Below are 15,901 nucleotides of genomic sequence, written 5' to 3'. Positions count from 1 at the left end.
TCAGTGCGTCCGGATGGTCTGCGAACCCGGTATTCCGCTGCGCGATCCGCTGTCCCGCCCTTGGCAGCGGATCTGGGTCAGCATGACCGGTGGCTTCGCCCGGCTGGACCCGGTCGACGCCTCCGAGCTGCTCCGCGACCTCGGATCGCTGCGGGTCGCCGAATCGCACTGAACCTGTGCCTCATCGTCTGATGGTGTGGTGCAACGGATTTCAGCCGACGCCGAGCAGGTTCACGTCCTCCACGAAGTCGATGATGCGGCCGTTCTCGACCAGGTAGGCGCCGGGGGTGATGGGGGCGTTGCCGTAGGAGTCGTCTTCGTAGGTGAGGGTGACCAGGCGTTGGAAGACCATGAGCTGGCGTTCGTCGAGTTCGTAGGGGACGGCGGTGAGGCAGGTGCGGCGGGGCGTGGAGACCCAGAGGCGGGGGCTGTCGAGGAGGTGGTGGGCGTCCTGCATGGCGCGGGGGTCGAGAACTTTTTCCGCGGCGAAGTCGTGGCCGGAGCAGTTGGCTACGGGGAGGCCGTAGAGTTCGTCGGTTTCCCAGGGGTAGCGCTGGAGGCTGGACAGGCGGGCTATGGCGGCGGGGAGCAGGAAGTCGTTGCCGGGAGCGGCGGGGTCGTAGCTCTGCATGGCGTAGCCGTCGCCGGTGTCGGCGGTGAGCACGATAATGGGGGCGTTGCCGGAGGCGCTGGGCCAGTTGGGGATCAGGTTGCGATGCGGCCAATCGACCGGCTGTAGCAGAGGATACGGGTCGAAGGGGAGGGACGGCGCTGCGGCGGAACCGGATTCAGGGCGCAGCTCCGGAACCTGTTGGGGCGCGGCGGCCGGTCGGTCGGGCTCGGGAGTCGCGGTGAAGTCGTGGAAGCGCATGCGTTTGCCGGAGTCGACGATCATGAGCGCGTAGTCGACGCGAATCCGGCCCTGGGACAGGGCCTCCGCGAGCTCGGGATGCCGCTGGAGGATGGCCCGCATGTCCGGGTCGTGGTGGATCATGGCGAGGGTGTAGTCGGGGTTGCCCTGTTCCAGGGTGTGGCCGTTGAACTCTCGGCGGATGCGGCGCGGAAGTTTGTTCTCGCCATCGAGATCCAGGAAGACGTCGAGTACGGCGAGGCAGTCGGGGCCGTCCATGCCGATGAAGTCGACGGTGCGTTCGCGCACCGGCCGGCCCGGTCCGGGGCGGGTCAGGATGTCGATGCCGTGCTGCTCCAGGTAGTCCTCGCCGGCGATGAGCCGCAGTTCCTGGTCGGAGGCGGCGACATCCTTGTCGGCGGCGAGGCTTTCGCGTCCGAGCTGGACCATGCGCAGTGCGTCGGCGGGGCTCAGGGTGCGCAGGGTTTCGGGTGGGAAGGCGTATCCCAAAGGCCCGCAGTCGATCTGCTCGTCTCCGTCGACCCAGGCGGCCGCGGCCGCTTCGATGGGCAGGCGCAGCCCGAATTCGGCGCGCAGCGCGGCGGCCACGCGTTCGGCGAGCCGCTCGAACTCCTCGAACCGGGCGGGCCAGCGCACCTCGAACTGCTCGCGAAAGCCCGTCGCGGCTTCCAGTTCACCGCGCAGCCGGTCGCCGGTCCGCTGGAAGTATCCGAACCGCACCCCCTCGCGCGAGGACAGCACGAAGAATCCGTCGACGGGCAGCACGAACAGCCGCCACGCCAGCTCTTCCGGAAACCACTGCCACAGATCGTATTCCGCTGCCGCCCACTCCCCGTCCCCGGCCGTCGATCCATTCCGACCACGCCGCCATACACTGCCCAGCCCCACCCGAACACTCCATTCGAACCGAAAACGATCGGCGAAACCTAGCACGGGTTCCTGAGCGTCAGATCAGAGATTCGGGCGGTGTGACCGGATCAGGAGACCAGGCGGATCCGGTCGGCGGACTCGTTCTGGCTGGCGCATTCCTGATAGGGGTTGGGGTCGCCCTGGCGTTCGCCGCACACCCAGCGCATATTGTCGACGGTGACGGCGATGTCGCCGTCGGGCTGCTTGTCGCGGTCGGCGGCGTAGGCGGCGGCGACCGCGGTCGCGGTGGGGCAGTACTCGTTTCCCTTGGCGGTGGCGACGACGACCGCGAGTCCCCAGGGGCCGGTGCCGCAGTGCACGATCTCGTGGCCGGGCCCTGGGAAGGGCGCGGGGCTGGTGGCCGGTGCGGACGCGGTCGTGGTGGTGGATGCCTTGGCGGCATCGCTGGGGGAATCGTCGTCACAAGCCGTCAGCAGCAGGACACCGGCGGCGAGCAGGGTGAGCGGACCTCGGGTCCACCGCGTCACGGGAAACTCCTTCCGGGGCAGGGTACTTCGGAGCATTACAGACCGAACGGCACTGCGGGCGGAGCGGTCGCGGCCGGCGGTCCGGCGTGACCCGGTTCAGCCGACGTCACGGCGCAGCCAGGTGACCTCGGCGCCTTCCTCGCCCATGCGGTAGGGCTCGAGCGCGTCGTCCCAGGCGGTGCCGAGCGCGCGGTCGATTTCGGCGGCGATGTCGGTGGCCGAGGTGCGGCCCTGGGCCCGGGCTTCGGCGACGATCGAGCGCAGCCGCATCTCCCCCACCATGACGTCGCCGTTGGCGCTCATGGCCCCGTGCCACAGGCCCAGGCCGGGGACGAAGCTGTAGCGCTCGCCGTCGACGCCCTCGCTGGGTTCCTCGGTCACTTCGAAGGTGAGCACCGGCCAGTCCCGCAACGCATTGGCTAACCGGCTGCCGGTGCCCACCGGGCCGTACCAGTCGGTGGTGGCGCGCAGCGCGGCGCCGGGCGCGGCGGGCTGGCCCGTCCACCTCAGCTTGGCGGGTGCCTTGAGGGTGGAGGTGAGCGCCCATTCGATGTGCGGGCACAGCGCGGCAGGCGACGAATGGATGTAGACGACACCCGACGTCGCGTCCGCGAACTGACTCGATGCGCGCACCACTGACACCTCCGGCTTCGACGAGGGACGTCTTCCCCAACGACCCCTGACAGCCGACGTTGCCCGAGTGTACTGGAGTGCCCGGTGTTACGTGTGTTGCTTGGTGGACGTGTCGGCGCGCTACGCGAACTCGGCGATCACCGCGTCACTGAGGGTCGGCCACGCGGCCCGCGCCCAGTCCCCGAAATTTTCGTCCGCGAGGGCCAGACACGCCATGCCGACTTCCGGATCGACCCACAGGAAAGTACCGGATTGTCCGAAATGTCCATATGTCCGTGGGGAGTTCGCCCCACCCGTCCAATGCGGCAATTTGTGATCGCGGATTTCGAAGCCCAGACCCCAGTCGTTGGGCCGCTGCGAGCCGTAGCCGGGGAGTACGCCATTGCGATCCGGGAACTGCACTGTGGACGCCTTGGCATACAGTTCCGCACTCACGAGAGTGGGATTCAGCAATTCTTCAGCGAATCGCAGCAGATCGGCGACCGAGGAGCGCGCGGCATGCCCGGCGGGCCCGGCCAGCACCGACGACGTCATACCCAGCGGCTCGAAGACCGCCTGGTGCAGGTAGCTGTCGAAAGGGATCTCGGTGTGCTCGGCCACGAAATCGGCCAGCACCTCGAAGCCCGCGCTGGAGTAGATGCGCTTGGCGCCGGGCTTGGCCAGCACCTCACGCGAGTCGAAGGCCAGACCGGAGGTGTGCGCCAGCAGATGCCGCACGGTGGCTCCCGGCGGGCCCGCGGGCTGGTCCAGTTCGATCGCGCCCTCCTCGATGGCGATCAGAACCGCGTACGCCACAAGGGGTTTGGTGACCGAGGCGAGCCGGAAGACCCGATCCACATCGCCCTCGGTGTCGATGACGCCCTTGTCGGTCATCACCACCCCGCCCGCCGCATGGGGAACCGGCCACTGTCGCATCAGATCCAGCGCTCGCACGCCCACGAGCCTACGAGACGCGCGCGGACGGCCGCGCACGCACCGGCCTCCGGCGCGTTCGCGCTACTCCCCCGGGCCGGGACGTCGCGGCTGGATCAGCAGGGAGTCCTGGTGCCGGGCCAGCAGCGACCGCCTGCGGGTGAGTTCGGCGATCTCGTCGTCGAGCCGGGCCAGACCGTCGTCGATGATGCCGCGCGACATATCGCAGTGCTGCACACTGCTTTCCATGGCACACGGCAGCAGATCGTGAATTGCGCTGGTGGGCAGGCCCGCGTCGAGGAATTCCCGGATCTTCCCGACCCGCTCCACCGCGCGCTCGGAATAGAGCCGGTAGCCGTTCGAATCCCGTTGCGAGGCAAGCAGTCCCTGCTCCTCGTAGTAGCGCAGCAGGCGCGGGCTCACGCCGGTCGCGCGCGACAGTTCGCCGATCAGCATGGTGATCCCGGGCACAGCGGCTTGACCTTCACATTCATGTCAATCCCTAACGTCGCCGCCATGACGACGATTCCACTCACCACCACAGTCACCGGTTCCGGCCCCGCGATCGTGCTCGCGCACGGGGCGGGCGGCGGCATCGACGCCAATTTCGGTGCGCTGATTCCGCTGCTCGCGCAGCACCATACGGTCATCGGCTCCGACTATCCGGCCGACGACACCGTGCTGGATCTGGATGAACTCGCCGACGCACTGGTCGCCGAAGCCGTGGCCGCCGGGGCGGACCGGTTCACCATCATCGGCTACTCGCTCGGTACCGCCGTCGCCGTGCGCGCGGCGGTCCGGCATCCCGACCGGGTCGGCGCGCTGATCCTGGCCGCCGGTTTCGCCAAGGCCGACAACCGGGCGCGGGTGATCACCGATCTGTGGCGCCGCGCCCTGGCGGCCGGTGACCGGGAGTCGTTCGCCCGTATCGCGCTGCTCACCGGATTCAGCGCGGAGTACGTGAATTCGCTTCCGGCCGAGCAGATCACGGCCATGCTCGAATTCACCGCAGCCCAGGTGCCCGGCGGAACCTCCGCGCAGGCCGCGCTGGTCGCGATCGCGGACACCACCGCGGATCTGGCACGGCTGACGGTGCCCACGCTGGTGGCCGGGGTGCCTGCGGATCTGCTGGTCGATGTCGCCAACTCCCGGCAGCTGGCGGCGGGCATTCCGGGCGCCGAGTACATCGAACTGCCCGGCGGGCACGTGTTCATGCTCGAGCAGCCGAACCCCTGGCATGCGGCCGTGCTCGACTTCCTGGCCAGGGCAACCGCCCACATGTGACCGCACGCCGGAACGACGGGGACGGTCGGCTCAGACGGTCTCCGTCTCCTGGACCGCCGCGCGGTTGAGCGCCGAGCGGCGGCGGCCGTAGCCGAAGTAGACGACCAGGCCGACGGCCGACCACAGCAGGAAGGCCATCCAGGTGACGGCGGGCAGATGGCCGAGCAGCCAAACGCACAGTCCCACACCGAGAATCGGCACCAGCGGGACCAGGGTGCGGAAGGTGCGGGGCAGGTCGGGCTTGGTGCGGCGCAGCACCAGCACGCCGATGTTCACCAGCGCGAAGGACACCAGGGTGCCGATATTGGTGGCGTTCACCAGCTCGCCGAGCGGAATGAGCGCGGAGAGCACGGCCACCACGCCGCCGACGACCAGGGTGTTGATGGTCGGCACGCGCTTGCGGCCGACGCGGGACAGCACCTGCGGCATGAGCCCGTCGCGGGACATGGCGACCAGGATGCGGGTCTGCCCGTAGAGCACGGTGAGCACCACGGACGCGATGGCCACGACCGCGCCCGCGGCCAGAATGGTGGCGGGCCAGCCCTTTCCGGTGACCTGCTCCAGCACCGTCGCCAGCGAGGCCCCGGAGCTGCTCACATCGTCGACGCCGACGGCGGCCACGGCGGTGAGCGCGACGAGCACGTACACCAGCGTCACGATGCCGAGCGAAATGATGATGGCGCGCGGCAAATCTCGCTGCGGGTTCTTGGCTTCCTCACCGGCGGTCGACGCGGCGTCGAATCCGATGAACGAGAAGAACACCATGGACGCCGCCGCGCTGATGCCCGCCACGCCCATGGGCGCGAACGGCTGGAGGTTGTCGGAGTTGAAGGCGGTGACGGCGACGACCACGAAGAAGATCAGCACCGCGATCTTGATCATGGTGGTGATGGTGGTGACGCGGGCGCTCTCGCGAATGCCGTCCAGCAGCACGGCGGTGGCGATGAGCACCACCACGGCCGCCGGGATATTGATGATCCCGCCCTCGCTGGGCGCACTGGCCAGCGCGTCGGGAATCCGCCAGCCGATGGTCGAGTCGAGGAATTCGTTCAGATACGACCCCCACCCGACGGCGACGGCCGCCACCGACACCCCGTATTCGAGCAGCAGGCACCACCCGCACACCCAGGCCACGATCTCGCCGAGCGTGGCATAGGTATAGGAGTAGGCCGAGCCCGAGACCGGTACCGCGCCCGCGAGTTCCGCATACGACAGCGCCGAGAACAGCGCGGCCAGCGCGGCCACGGCGAAGGAGATGACGACCGCCGGCCCGGCCAGCGGCGCGGCCTCGCCGAGCACCACGAAGATGCCGGTGCCCAGGGTCGCTCCGACCGAGAGCGCGATCAGCGAGACGAGACCCATGCTGCGGCGCAGCGCGGTGTGCTCACCGTCGGAGGCGAGCTGTTCCACGGGCTTGGTACGCAGCAATGACGTGGTAATCGGTTTGAGTCCGGGCACGTACCACGACGCTACCCGGTGAACGGCCCCTGACCGGGAATGGGGTGCGTGTCCGCGGCCGTCTATGCGGCGGGCAGCAAAGCCATGGCATTCGATGGCCTCGGACGGCTCGGTGTTACGGCGTATACGATCGGCCCACCATGAATGCGCACGTCACGATCCACGGCGAGGTGGATGCGGGTTTCGGTCCGGTCGCTGATGCTTTCCGGCGTAATTTCCGGCAGCACGGGGAGATCGGCGCGGCCGTCGCCGTCTACGCCGGGGACAAACCGGTGGTGGATCTGTGGGCGGGGCATCGGGATCGCAAGCGCACCCTGGCGTGGGAGCGCGACACCATGGCTCCGGTGTGGTCGTCCACCAAGGGCATGACGGCGTTCGTGATCGCGTCCGCCGTATCGCGCGGGCTGCTCGATTACGAGACGCCGGTGGCCGAGTACTGGCCCGAGTTCGGGGTGCACGGCAAGGAGTCGATCACCGTCCGGCAGCTGCTGGATCATCAGGCGGGGCTGGCGGCGCTGGATCGGCCGCTGCGATTGCGGGAGCTGGCCGATCTGGATGCTCTGGCCGAGCGCCTGGTCGAGCAGAAACCATTGTGGCGGCCGGGAACCCGGCACGGATACCACCCGCACACGGCCGGGCTGTATCAGGGTGAGCTGCTGCGCCGAGTGGATCCGGAGCATCGGACCCTGGGGCGCGCCTTCGCCGAGGACTTCGCCGCGCCGCTGGGGCTGGACTTCTATATCGGTATGCCCGAATCGATTTCGCTGGACCGGGTGGCCGCGCTGTCGAGCACCGAGGGCCTCGATATCCTGCGATACGAGCGAGATCTGCCGCTGCGCATCGGAATTCAACTGTACGCCAAACGCGGGCTGGCCTTTCGGGCGCTGGGCAGCGTGAAGTCGGGTCCGCCCGCGCGCGCCAGCCGACGGGAATTCCTGTCGGTGGAGAGCCCGGCCGCCGGCGGCGTGGGCACCGCGCGTTCGCTGGCCCGCGTGTACGGCGCGGCGGCGGCGCAGACCGGCGAGCTGCCCATCGACCGAGACCTGCTGGCGCGCTTGGCATCCGCCGACACCGCCGACGACGTCCCCGCCGAGGATCTGGTGCTGCTCACCCCGAGCCGCTACCACCTCGGCTTCCGCAAGTCGCGCGGCAGCTTCCGATTCGGCACCGACAAGCGCGCCTACGGCACCACCGGGTACGGCGGTTCATTCGGATTCGCGGATCCCGCGACGGGTCTGGGCTTCGGCTACAACATGAACCGGCTCGGCATGGCCGTGCTCGACGATGTGCGGTCCCGCAATCTGCGGGATGCGTTGCGCCGCTGCGTCTGAGCTCAGGCGTGCTCGACGTCGTGGACGTGGTGCACGAGATCGTGCACGAAGTAGCGGGCCAGGGTGTCGACGGTGAACTGTGAACCGTTGCTGCGCCGGGCCACCTTGCCGCGCTCGGCGACGGGCACGGATTCGAAAGCGCGCGCGGCTGTTTCGGCGACGCCGGACAGGTCCGCGGCAACCACGGCAGGGTTCTGCGCACCGTAGTTCTCGGCCAGGGCCGTCTCGTCCTGATCCCAGTTGGCGAACATGGGGATGCCGTCGGATACGGCGACCGACGGGTCGTAGCCGCCGATCACCGGACCGGGCCGGGCGCCGGCGCTGCGCGTGATGTCGAGGCGATGCTCGAAGATGCGGCAGACATCGCGCACGTGGGCGGCGTACTCCAGCGCGGACCAGGTCGAATCATTCGGGCGCACGGTGGCGTTGGGGCCGCCGAGGGCGGCGGTCAGACGCTGGGCGCTGTCGCGGACCAGACCCGGGACCGCCTCGTAGGAGGTGGCCGCCGGGTCGAATCCGCATTCGGTGCAGGTGCGCTCTAGCACCCAGGTCCAGTCCTTGGCATCGGGAACGATCGACATGACCGTCAACCTATCGTGGCGAAATATTATCTACCACAAATATTCTGCCAAAACTCGCCGAGATGGCGACAGATTCACTCCATGAGCTGATGCGCCTTCTGGAACAGCTCGAGGGTGATGGCGTGCAGGAAGTCACCGACCTGCTTGGGCGCCTTGCCCGCACACGCGCGCGCATGCGTGCCCTCGAGCACGATGCCGAGCTTGAAGCAGGCCAGCACCGTATACCAGGTGACATGGCTCAGATCGCGGTCGGAGAACTTGCCGTAGTGGGCGATCATCTCCTGCGGGGTGGGCAGGCCGCCGACCTCGCCGAGCTTGCCGACCAGCGCCGAGCCGACGGTGCCGGGCACCGGGCTGGTGCAGATCTGCCAGCCGAGATCCAGCAGCGGGTCGCCGATGGTGGACATCTCCCAGTCGACCATGGCCACCACCTCGGGGCCGTCGAAGGAGAACATCATGTTGGCGAGGTGGCAATCACCGTGCAGGATGCCGGGTTTCCACTCGGCGGGACGATTGCGCTCCAGCCAGTCGCCGACCCGCTCGACGCCCGGGATCTCCGGACCGCCGTAACCTTCGTTGGCGCTGTAGCCCTCGAGTTCGGAGAGCCAGCGCGGCACCTGGCGTTCCAGGAAGCCCTCCGGCTTGCCGTAGTCGGCCAGGCCGAGCGCCACGTGATCGAGCGAACCGAGCCGCGCGATGGACTCCACCGCGGACAGGCCCATCTGCCGGCGCACCTCCGGATCGCCGGCGTGCAGGGCGGGCAGTTCGTTCTGCGGGTTGAAGCCGGCGATCGGCTCCATCAGATAGAAGGACGCGCCGATGAGCGACTCGTCCGGGCAGGCCGCGATGACCTTCGGCGCGCGCACGCCGGTGCCGTCGAGCGCGCCGAGAATGCGGGATTCACGGCGGATGACATTGTTGCTGGCCGGGCGCAGATGCTTGGGCCCGCGGCGCAGCACGTAGTCCCGGCCGCCGCGGGTGAAGCGCAGCATGATGTTCTGCGTGCCGCCGCCGAGGGGCGCGACATCGGTGAATTCACCACCGGTCAAGCCCTGTTCATCCATCCAATTACCGACGATCGCGAAGTCGACGACCTCGCGGTCCACCTCGAGCGGCTGCGCTACAGACATGCCTCACATTGTGCCGTAGGCCACCAGAGGAACTGAAGGCATATGCCCGCAGAAGTGACGGGCGGCTCGTTCACGCAGGTCGGAGCACGGTATCCGGGCGAGGTTGGCGTAATGTGCGTGGCAAATGCGCACGCTGCTGATCGACAACTACGACTCGTTCACCTACAACCTGTATCAGCTCATCGCCGAGGTGAACGGGAGCGAGCCCATGGTCGTGCGCAATGACGAGGTGGGCTCGCTCGACGAGCTGGAGCTCGCTTCATTCGACAACATCGTGGTGTCCCCCGGCCCCGGCCGGCCGGATGTGGCCCGCGATTTCGGGATCTCCGCGGCGGTCATAGCGGACGCTCGGCTACCGCTGCTGGGAGTTTGCCTGGGGCATCAGGGCATCGTGATCGCGGCAGGCGGGTCGGTGGTGCGTGCGCCCGAGGCCCGGCACGGGTATCCGGATCTGATCACACACGACGGGCGAGAACTGTTCGACGGTGTGCCACAGGGGTTTCGAGCGGTGCGCTACCACTCGCTGTGCGCGGCAACGCCTTTACCGGAGGATCTGGAGGTCACCGCCTCCTCGCCGGATGGCGTGATCATGGGGATCCGGCATCGCACGCGGCCGCAGTGGGGTGTGCAGTTCCACCCCGAATCCATTGCCAGCGAGTACGGGCAAGCGCTGCTGCGGAACTTCGCCGCGCTCACGGCAGCGCACTGGGACACTCATCCCCGACCGGAACGCGCCACGGTCACCCGTCCCGCCGGGCCTGCCACGCAGCCGATTTCCCGCGAGACCGCGAGGGAGGCACAGACCGTCGAATACCGCGTGGAGCACACGGTCATCGAGCGGGCGGTGGACGCGGAGGCCGTTTTCCTGCGGCTGTACCACGACTCGGAGACGGCGTTCTGGCTCGACAGTGAGCATGTGGAGCCGGGACTGGATCGGTTCTCGTTCCTGGGTGACGCATCGGGGCCGCTGGCCGAAGTGGTGCGATACCGGGTGGGGTCGGGCGAGGTGTCCGTCGAATCCGCGGCCGGGAAGCGCACGGTGCCGGGCGGGGTGCTGGATTACCTGTCCGGTGAGCTACGCCGACGGCGGATCGAGTTCCCGGATGTGCCATTCGATTTCGCCGGTGGCTATGTCGGGTATCTCGGCTATGAGATGAAGGCGGATTGCGGGGCCGCCACCGCGCATCGCGCGGCGACGCCGGATGCGCAGTGGGTGTTCGCGGATCGGCTGATCGTGGTGGATCACGAAGCCGGACGCACCCATCTGCTGGCGCTGGCGGAGTCGGAATCCGCTGCCGCCGTGCAGGATTGGCTGACTGCCACGCGCGCGATCGTGGAAACCCTTCCGACTTGGGAGAATCCGCCGGATCTACTGCTGCGCACCGAGGAGCGTGCGGTCGCCCCGCTGCTGACGCGGGGGCGCGAGCGCTACCTCGCCGATGTGGCGGCTTGTCAGGAGCAGCTGCATGCGGGTGAGTCGTACGAGATCTGCATTACCGACAGCGCCTACCTGCCCGCTGACACCGACGGGCTGAGCGTCTACCGCACGCTGCGGCGCTGTAATCCCGCGCCGTATGCGGCCTTTCTGCGATTCGGAGAGCTGGAGGTGGCCTGCTCGTCGCCGGAGCGCTTCCTCAAGCTGGATCGCTCGCGCACGGTGGAGAGCAAGCCGATCAAGGGCACCGCCCCGCGCGGGCAGACACCCGTCGAGGACGAGCGGCTGGCGGCGGAGCTGGCCCGCAGCCCCAAGACCCGCGCCGAGAACCTCATGATCGTGGATCTGCTCCGCAACGACCTGGGTCGCGTCTGCGAGGTCGGCAGCGTGCACGTCCCCAAGCTCATGGCCGTCGAAACGTATATGACCCTGCACCAACTGGTTTCGACCGTGCGCGGCACGCTGCGCCCCGAGCTCGACGTAATCGACTGCCTCCGAGCCTGTTTCCCCGGCGGCTCCATGACCGGCGCCCCCAAGCTCCGCACCATGGAAATCATCGACGAGCTGGAAACCGAAGCGCGCGGCATCTATTCGGGCACCATCGGCTTCCTCGGCCTCGGCGGCACCGCCGATCTGAATATCGTCATCCGCACCGCCGTCCGCCACGACGGACGCTGGCGCGTCGGCGCGGGCGGCGCGATCGTCCTCGACTCCGATCCGGACGACGAGTACCACGAGATGGTCTGGAAGGCCGCCGCCGCGCTGCGCGCCCTCCCCGGAATCGGTGTTGCCCCCACCGCTCCCCTGCCGTCCGCCTGACCCGGAGGACCCAGGAGATCTGTCGCGGGACCGCCCTACTTCCGCCGGGGGTCGCGTCGTGTCTTCGGTTCGGGCTGGGGCGGTTCGGGGGTCTCCTTGCCCGCGAAGCGGCCCCACAGGCCCGCGCCCGGGAGTTTGTCCAGGCGGGAGAAGACCTGGTCTGCCAGTGCGGTGGCCTGCTCTATACGGGTGAGCATGTTGTCGTAGGCGACGAAGGCGGGTTCGGCCAGGGCGAGGGTGCGGTCGAGGCGGTCGATGGTGGAGTTGAGGCGTTCGACGGCGGTGGTGAGGTTCTCGATGAGGTCGGGGAGCTGGGCGGCGAGTTGGACCGAGGCCGGGGGGAGCCGGACGGCGGTGTCGAAGGCGGTGCTGGCGGTGAGCTGTGCGGAGTCCAGGGCCGCGCCGGCGGCGTTCTGAGCGGCCTCGACGGCGGCCTGGGCGGCGGAGAGGATGTCGCCGGCGGTGGGGACGCGCGGGGTCTGCGGCTTGCCGCGGGGCGGCACCGGTGGCTTGCCGCGGGGCGGCTGCGGGGTGGAGCGCGGTGGCTGCTCGGGGGTGCCGCCGCGGCCCTTGGGGTTGGTCATGATTCCACTGTGCCGCAGGTTCGCGCGGTTTCAAATCACGGTTGCGGCCGAAGGCCGCGCGCGCGGGAAAGCGCACCGTCACCGGCCGTGTACTCGGCGAACGCAGCGTGTCGGAGTCGCGTGGCAATATTCGATCACAATGAAACTCACCAAGGGTGGCAATACGCCGGTTCCGACATCGCTTCTGACGGTTGTCCTTTCGTGGCAATCCGATCATGAGGTGGATGCGCATGCCTTATTGCTGTCCGAGTCCGGCCAGGTGCGCTCGGACCGGGATTTCGTCTTCTTCAACGCGCCCCGCCACATCTCCCAGGCGGTGACCCTGGATCAGGAACCGGCCCCGGGCACCGCTCGCCTGTCGGTTTCACTGCCCCGCACCGAATCCGAGGTGCGGCGCATCGTTCTCACCGGCTCGGTCGACACGGCCGCCTTCGCCGAGGTCCCCGGCCTCATCCTCACCGTCTTCGACCACAATCGCCCCGTCGCCTGGTTCGAGATCACCGACCCGGACTCGGTGCGCGCCATGATGTTCGGCGAGTTCTACCGCCGCGACGACCAGTGGCGTTTCCGCGCCGTCGGCCAGGGCTGGGCCAGCGGCCTGGAGGGCATCGTCACCGAATTCGGCGTCCAGGTGGACGAGCCGGGCGACGGCGTCGGCCAACCCACCGGCACGAACGGCGCCGCACCGCGCCGCACCGATAACGCCGCCACGCAACGTCGTTCGGACAGCGCGGCCCCGCAACGGGCGGACGCCGGGACGCCGCCACGGCGCGGCCCCTCGCTCGAACGGGAGCGGCAGGTGGAACCGCTGCCCGCGCCGCCGGAGCCGGAGCAGCCGAATTGGCATACGGATCCGGAGAATCCGGGGCTGCTGCGGTGGTGGGACGGGGAGGAGTGGACCGGGTCCACGAGGCCGCGACCGGCCGCCGATGCGCGGCACTGCCCGCGCTGCGGGCGGGCGCGGCGGTGGCGGGTGTTCGGGCGGCCCGCGCCGTGCCGGGAGTGCACCGAGGAGATCGACGGCTATCTCGCGGCGTGGCGGGGCCGGGCCGAGCGGGTGCTGCGCACGGTGGGGCCGGGCGGGGACGACTGGGACGGACTGTGGATCGCACTGCGCTATCAGCGGATCGAGCGCGAGGCGGGGCAGGCCGTGCTGCGGCCGGTGGGCCACGACTATGTGGAACGGCTGGTGGCGTTCGCGTTCGCGGACGGGGCCATCGAGCAGGCCGAGATGGATACCTTCGAGACGGCCATCGCCGAGCTGGGCATGGGCGGGCCGCAGATCGAGGATCTGCGCCGGCGAATGCAGCGGGGGCGCATGCTGACTCGGCTGCGGTCGGGTGAGCTGCCGGTGATCCCGGTGACGGGTTTGCACCTGGATCCGGAGGAGCGGGTGCACCTGAATGTGCCCGCGATCCAGATCCGGCAGCTGGCGCGCGGCCCGAAGCTCACCGAGGGCCGGCTGATTTGCAGCAATAAGAAGCTGCGCTTCACCGGCGTCGACACCGGCGCCGAAATGCCGTGGGGGCGTGTGGTTTCGGTGGTGTCGGAGGGCGGCCGGGTGGTGCTGTCCGCCACCTCGGCGCGCGGTGGAGCCACCTTCGACGTGGCGGATCCGGATCTGGCGGCCGCCACCATCGAGGGCGCGCTGCGCGTGGCCAAGCGGCTCGCGCTCACCCCGGGCCGCCGTGACACCCGCAGCATCCCGCAGGAGGTGAAGGCACAGGTCTGGCAGCGCGACGGCGGCAAATGCGTGGAATGCGGCGACAGCCACTACCTGGAGTTCGACCACATCATCCCGATCAGCCGCGGCGGCGCGACCAGCGCGGCGAACCTGCAAATCCTGTGCCGCGCCTGCAATCGCTCGAAAGGCGCGCGTATCTGAGCGGATCGGGTCGAGCCGAACGACGGTTGCGCGACGCTGCGCTGTGCCTCGGCGACGGCGGCGAGGCAGAGTCGTTCGGCTACCCCGAACGGTTGTGCCGGCGATATTCCGCGCCGGGTAGCCGGCCTGCTCTCATCTTCGCGCGACGGGGTGTGCCGGGGTATCCGGGTTCACCCGGAGACGTCCCCGGATTCGTAAGTCCGCCAGGGTCATCCGGCATGCCGATCCGCGACGCGACCGGGATCCGCCGAAGGAGTGATCCGGGGTCGTCAGCGATGCATGACCCGGGTGACGACCGTCTCGGCGCAGAACTTCTCCCGCGCCGCGGCCTGCGAGCCGAGCCCGGTCAGGTACAGCCCGCCGTCGTCCACCACGGTGCACTCGTAGTCGACGATCTTCTGACTGCTGTCGTACACGTAGCTCACCTGCGCGGTGACGAGGGGAATCAGCTTGCCGGAGGCGAAGGTCCAGAAGCCGATATCCCATCCCTGGGTGCCGTTCTTGGCGGAGATGGCGGTGTAACCGTCTGCGGTGGACTCGATTCCGAGTCCGCTCACCTCACCGGCCCGCACGAATTCGACCCCGTCGTAGGAGTGGTAGACGGCGTAGGCGAGATTGTTGGCCGCGCTCTGCAACGGCACCATGAGTTCGTCGCGTCCGTCGCCGTCGATATCGCGCAGTTTGGGATTCTCGGCCATGGACTGTGTGTCCGGCTCGGTGATCGTCTGTGTCAGTTCGTGGTTCGCGTCGTGGACGTCGATGGTGACGGTGACGGCATTGCCGCTGCCGGTCCGCTTCACGTCGAAGGTGATGCCGGTGTCGTCGTGCGATTCCAGGGTGCAGTCCGGGGGCGGCGCGGCCGGCCCGAGCGCGCACAGCGGAAGTCCTTGCGCGGCAGTGTCTTCGGCGGGCGGCGCAGTGGTGGTCGCGGGACCGGGTGCGGTGCTGGTGTGCGCGGTCTGCGTGGCCGGTGACGACGAGGTCGCGTCCGGTACGCCAGCGACGCTGTCGCATCCGGCAATGGCCATGGCGGCGGCGGCGATCATCAGGCAGACCGTGGAGTTCCTCCCCATGCGGGTGATCATAGGCGGCGGGCGGGTATTCCTCGCTGCCGGATTCGCCGTGATCGCTACACTGTTGGCTACGGACCCGCGGGAAAGGTGAGTCATGGAGCGCAAGCGCACTGCCGAGGCGGTGCACTCCCCCGCACTCGCACCACCCAGCCTCACGCACCCCGCCGATCCCGATCAGGCTCGCCTCGATGCCGCGACGGCGACCTTCCGCATGCTGGCCGATCCGACCCGCCTGCACATTCTCTGGATTCTCGCCCAGGGCGAGGCCGATGTCACCGCGCTCACCGAGGCTTGCGGTGCGTCCCGCACGGCGGTCAGCCAGCATCTGGCGAAACTCCGCTTCACCGGTCTGGTGGATACGCGCCGCGAGGGCCGCCGCATCATCTACCGCATTCGCGACGGGCATCTGTCGCGCCTGGTGCGCGAGGGCCTCAATCACGCCGATCACGTGGTGACCGGCGAACCCGCGCACGAATAACACGCTCCTGGTCAGTGGGACCAGCGCTCG

The 15,901-nt window shown here is 68.8% G+C and carries 16 protein-coding genes; 6 read left to right on the top strand and 10 right to left on the bottom strand.

What is annotated here, in order from left to right:
- Window positions 1-13 precede the first annotated feature (13 nt).
- On the top strand, window positions 14-172 hold the full coding sequence (locus tag H0264_RS15045; protein WP_181584533.1) for a hypothetical protein: 159 nt from the start codon (window positions 14-16) through the stop codon (window positions 170-172).
- 39 nt (window positions 173-211) lie between these two features.
- On the opposite strand, the gene H0264_RS15040 is transcribed toward H0264_RS15045, so the two are convergent.
- The 5 genes from H0264_RS15040 to H0264_RS15020 all read right to left on the bottom strand — a co-directional run bounded on the left by H0264_RS15040 (window position 212) and on the right by H0264_RS15020 (window position 4,284).
- Window positions 212-1,759, bottom strand: a complete 1,548-nt coding sequence (locus tag H0264_RS15040) for a hypothetical protein (protein ID WP_181584532.1) — start codon at window positions 1,757-1,759, stop codon at window positions 212-214.
- An 89-nt stretch (window positions 1,760-1,848) separates the two neighbouring features.
- Window positions 1,849-2,268: a hypothetical protein gene (locus H0264_RS15035; RefSeq protein WP_181584531.1), complete on the bottom strand. Its 420-nt coding sequence runs from the start codon at window positions 2,266-2,268 to the stop codon at window positions 1,849-1,851.
- Window positions 2,269-2,364: 96 nt separating this feature from the next.
- Window positions 2,365-2,901, bottom strand: coding sequence for a DUF3145 domain-containing protein (locus H0264_RS15030; RefSeq protein WP_181584530.1), 537 nt, complete (start codon window positions 2,899-2,901; stop codon window positions 2,365-2,367).
- 120 nt (window positions 2,902-3,021) lie between these two features.
- The gene (locus H0264_RS15025) at window positions 3,022-3,873 is read right to left on the bottom strand and encodes a serine hydrolase domain-containing protein (RefSeq protein WP_338040150.1); all 852 of its coding nucleotides are present in this window, start codon (window positions 3,871-3,873) and stop codon (window positions 3,022-3,024) included.
- A gap of 24 nt (window positions 3,874-3,897) precedes the next feature.
- Window positions 3,898-4,284, bottom strand: a complete 387-nt coding sequence (locus H0264_RS15020; RefSeq protein ID WP_231086807.1) for a MerR family transcriptional regulator — start codon at window positions 4,282-4,284, stop codon at window positions 3,898-3,900.
- A gap of 45 nt (window positions 4,285-4,329) precedes the next feature.
- On the opposite strand from H0264_RS15020, the gene H0264_RS15015 reads away from it, so the two are divergent.
- Window positions 4,330-5,097, top strand: a complete 768-nt coding sequence (locus tag H0264_RS15015) for an alpha/beta fold hydrolase (RefSeq protein WP_181584528.1) — start codon at window positions 4,330-4,332, stop codon at window positions 5,095-5,097.
- Between the two features lie 30 nt (window positions 5,098-5,127).
- Here H0264_RS15015 and H0264_RS15010 read toward each other — a convergent pair whose 3' ends face one another.
- Complete coding sequence (locus tag H0264_RS15010) at window positions 5,128-6,555, bottom strand: amino acid permease (protein ID WP_420832062.1); 1,428 nt, start codon at window positions 6,553-6,555, stop codon at window positions 5,128-5,130.
- A gap of 140 nt (window positions 6,556-6,695) precedes the next feature.
- Between H0264_RS15010 and H0264_RS15005 the strand changes: the two genes are divergently transcribed.
- Window positions 6,696-7,886, top strand: a complete 1,191-nt coding sequence (locus tag H0264_RS15005; protein WP_181584527.1) for a serine hydrolase domain-containing protein — start codon at window positions 6,696-6,698, stop codon at window positions 7,884-7,886.
- A gap of 2 nt (window positions 7,887-7,888) precedes the next feature.
- Here the strand turns inward: H0264_RS15005 and H0264_RS15000 are convergent, their stop codons facing one another.
- Together H0264_RS15000 and H0264_RS14995 are read right to left on the bottom strand one after the other, a co-directional pair.
- A complete protein-coding gene (locus H0264_RS15000) occupies window positions 7,889-8,467 on the bottom strand; it encodes a DinB family protein (protein WP_181584526.1) in 579 nt (192 codons plus the stop codon).
- A gap of 74 nt (window positions 8,468-8,541) precedes the next feature.
- The gene (locus tag H0264_RS14995; RefSeq protein ID WP_181584525.1) at window positions 8,542-9,597 is read right to left on the bottom strand and encodes a phosphotransferase family protein; all 1,056 of its coding nucleotides are present in this window, start codon (window positions 9,595-9,597) and stop codon (window positions 8,542-8,544) included.
- Between the two features lie 124 nt (window positions 9,598-9,721).
- On the opposite strand from H0264_RS14995, the gene pabB reads away from it, so the two are divergent.
- A complete protein-coding gene (gene pabB / locus H0264_RS14990) occupies window positions 9,722-11,851 on the top strand; it encodes an aminodeoxychorismate synthase (protein ID WP_181584524.1) in 2,130 nt (709 codons plus the stop codon).
- A gap of 35 nt (window positions 11,852-11,886) precedes the next feature.
- Here pabB and H0264_RS14985 read toward each other — a convergent pair whose 3' ends face one another.
- Window positions 11,887-12,435: a hypothetical protein gene (locus H0264_RS14985; RefSeq protein ID WP_181584523.1), complete on the bottom strand. Its 549-nt coding sequence runs from the start codon at window positions 12,433-12,435 to the stop codon at window positions 11,887-11,889.
- A gap of 139 nt (window positions 12,436-12,574) precedes the next feature.
- On the opposite strand from H0264_RS14985, the gene H0264_RS14980 reads away from it, so the two are divergent.
- Window positions 12,575-14,320, top strand: coding sequence for a TerD family protein (locus tag H0264_RS14980; RefSeq protein ID WP_181584522.1), 1,746 nt, complete (start codon window positions 12,575-12,577; stop codon window positions 14,318-14,320).
- 269 nt (window positions 14,321-14,589) lie between these two features.
- Here H0264_RS14980 and H0264_RS14975 read toward each other — a convergent pair whose 3' ends face one another.
- Window positions 14,590-15,393: a hypothetical protein gene (locus H0264_RS14975; RefSeq protein ID WP_181584521.1), complete on the bottom strand. Its 804-nt coding sequence runs from the start codon at window positions 15,391-15,393 to the stop codon at window positions 14,590-14,592.
- A 94-nt stretch (window positions 15,394-15,487) separates the two neighbouring features.
- Between H0264_RS14975 and H0264_RS14970 the strand changes: the two genes are divergently transcribed.
- Window positions 15,488-15,871, top strand: coding sequence for an ArsR/SmtB family transcription factor (locus H0264_RS14970; RefSeq protein WP_181584520.1), 384 nt, complete (start codon window positions 15,488-15,490; stop codon window positions 15,869-15,871).
- The last annotated feature ends 30 nt before the right edge of the window (window positions 15,872-15,901 follow it).

This window comes from Nocardia huaxiensis, assembly GCF_013744875.1.
GTDB lineage: Bacteria > Actinomycetota > Actinomycetes > Mycobacteriales > Mycobacteriaceae > Nocardia > Nocardia huaxiensis.
This window is presented reverse-complemented; position numbering and strand designations above follow the sequence as displayed.

What these genes read in the sequence shown, in the direction of transcription:
- H0264_RS15045 (WP_181584533.1), top strand. Translation starts at nt 14, where the DNA reads ATGGTCTGCGAACCCGGTATTCCGCTGCGCGATCCGCTGTCCCGCCCT.
- H0264_RS15015 (WP_181584528.1), top strand. Translation starts at nt 4,330, where the DNA reads ATGACGACGATTCCACTCACCACCACAGTCACCGGTTCCGGCCCCGCG.
- H0264_RS15005 (WP_181584527.1), top strand. Translation starts at nt 6,696, where the DNA reads ATGAATGCGCACGTCACGATCCACGGCGAGGTGGATGCGGGTTTCGGT.
- H0264_RS15000 (WP_181584526.1), bottom strand. Translation starts at nt 8,467, where the DNA reads ATGTCGATCGTTCCCGATGCCAAGGACTGGACCTGGGTGCTAGAGCGC.
- H0264_RS14995 (WP_181584525.1), bottom strand. Translation starts at nt 9,597, where the DNA reads ATGTCTGTAGCGCAGCCGCTCGAGGTGGACCGCGAGGTCGTCGACTTC.
- pabB (WP_181584524.1), top strand. Translation starts at nt 9,722, where the DNA reads ATGCGCACGCTGCTGATCGACAACTACGACTCGTTCACCTACAACCTG.
- H0264_RS14985 (WP_181584523.1), bottom strand. Translation starts at nt 12,435, where the DNA reads ATGACCAACCCCAAGGGCCGCGGCGGCACCCCCGAGCAGCCACCGCGC.
- H0264_RS14980 (WP_181584522.1), top strand. Translation starts at nt 12,575, where the DNA reads ATGAAACTCACCAAGGGTGGCAATACGCCGGTTCCGACATCGCTTCTG.
- H0264_RS14975 (WP_181584521.1), bottom strand. Translation starts at nt 15,393, where the DNA reads ATGGGGAGGAACTCCACGGTCTGCCTGATGATCGCCGCCGCCGCCATG.
- H0264_RS14970 (WP_181584520.1), top strand. Translation starts at nt 15,488, where the DNA reads ATGGAGCGCAAGCGCACTGCCGAGGCGGTGCACTCCCCCGCACTCGCA.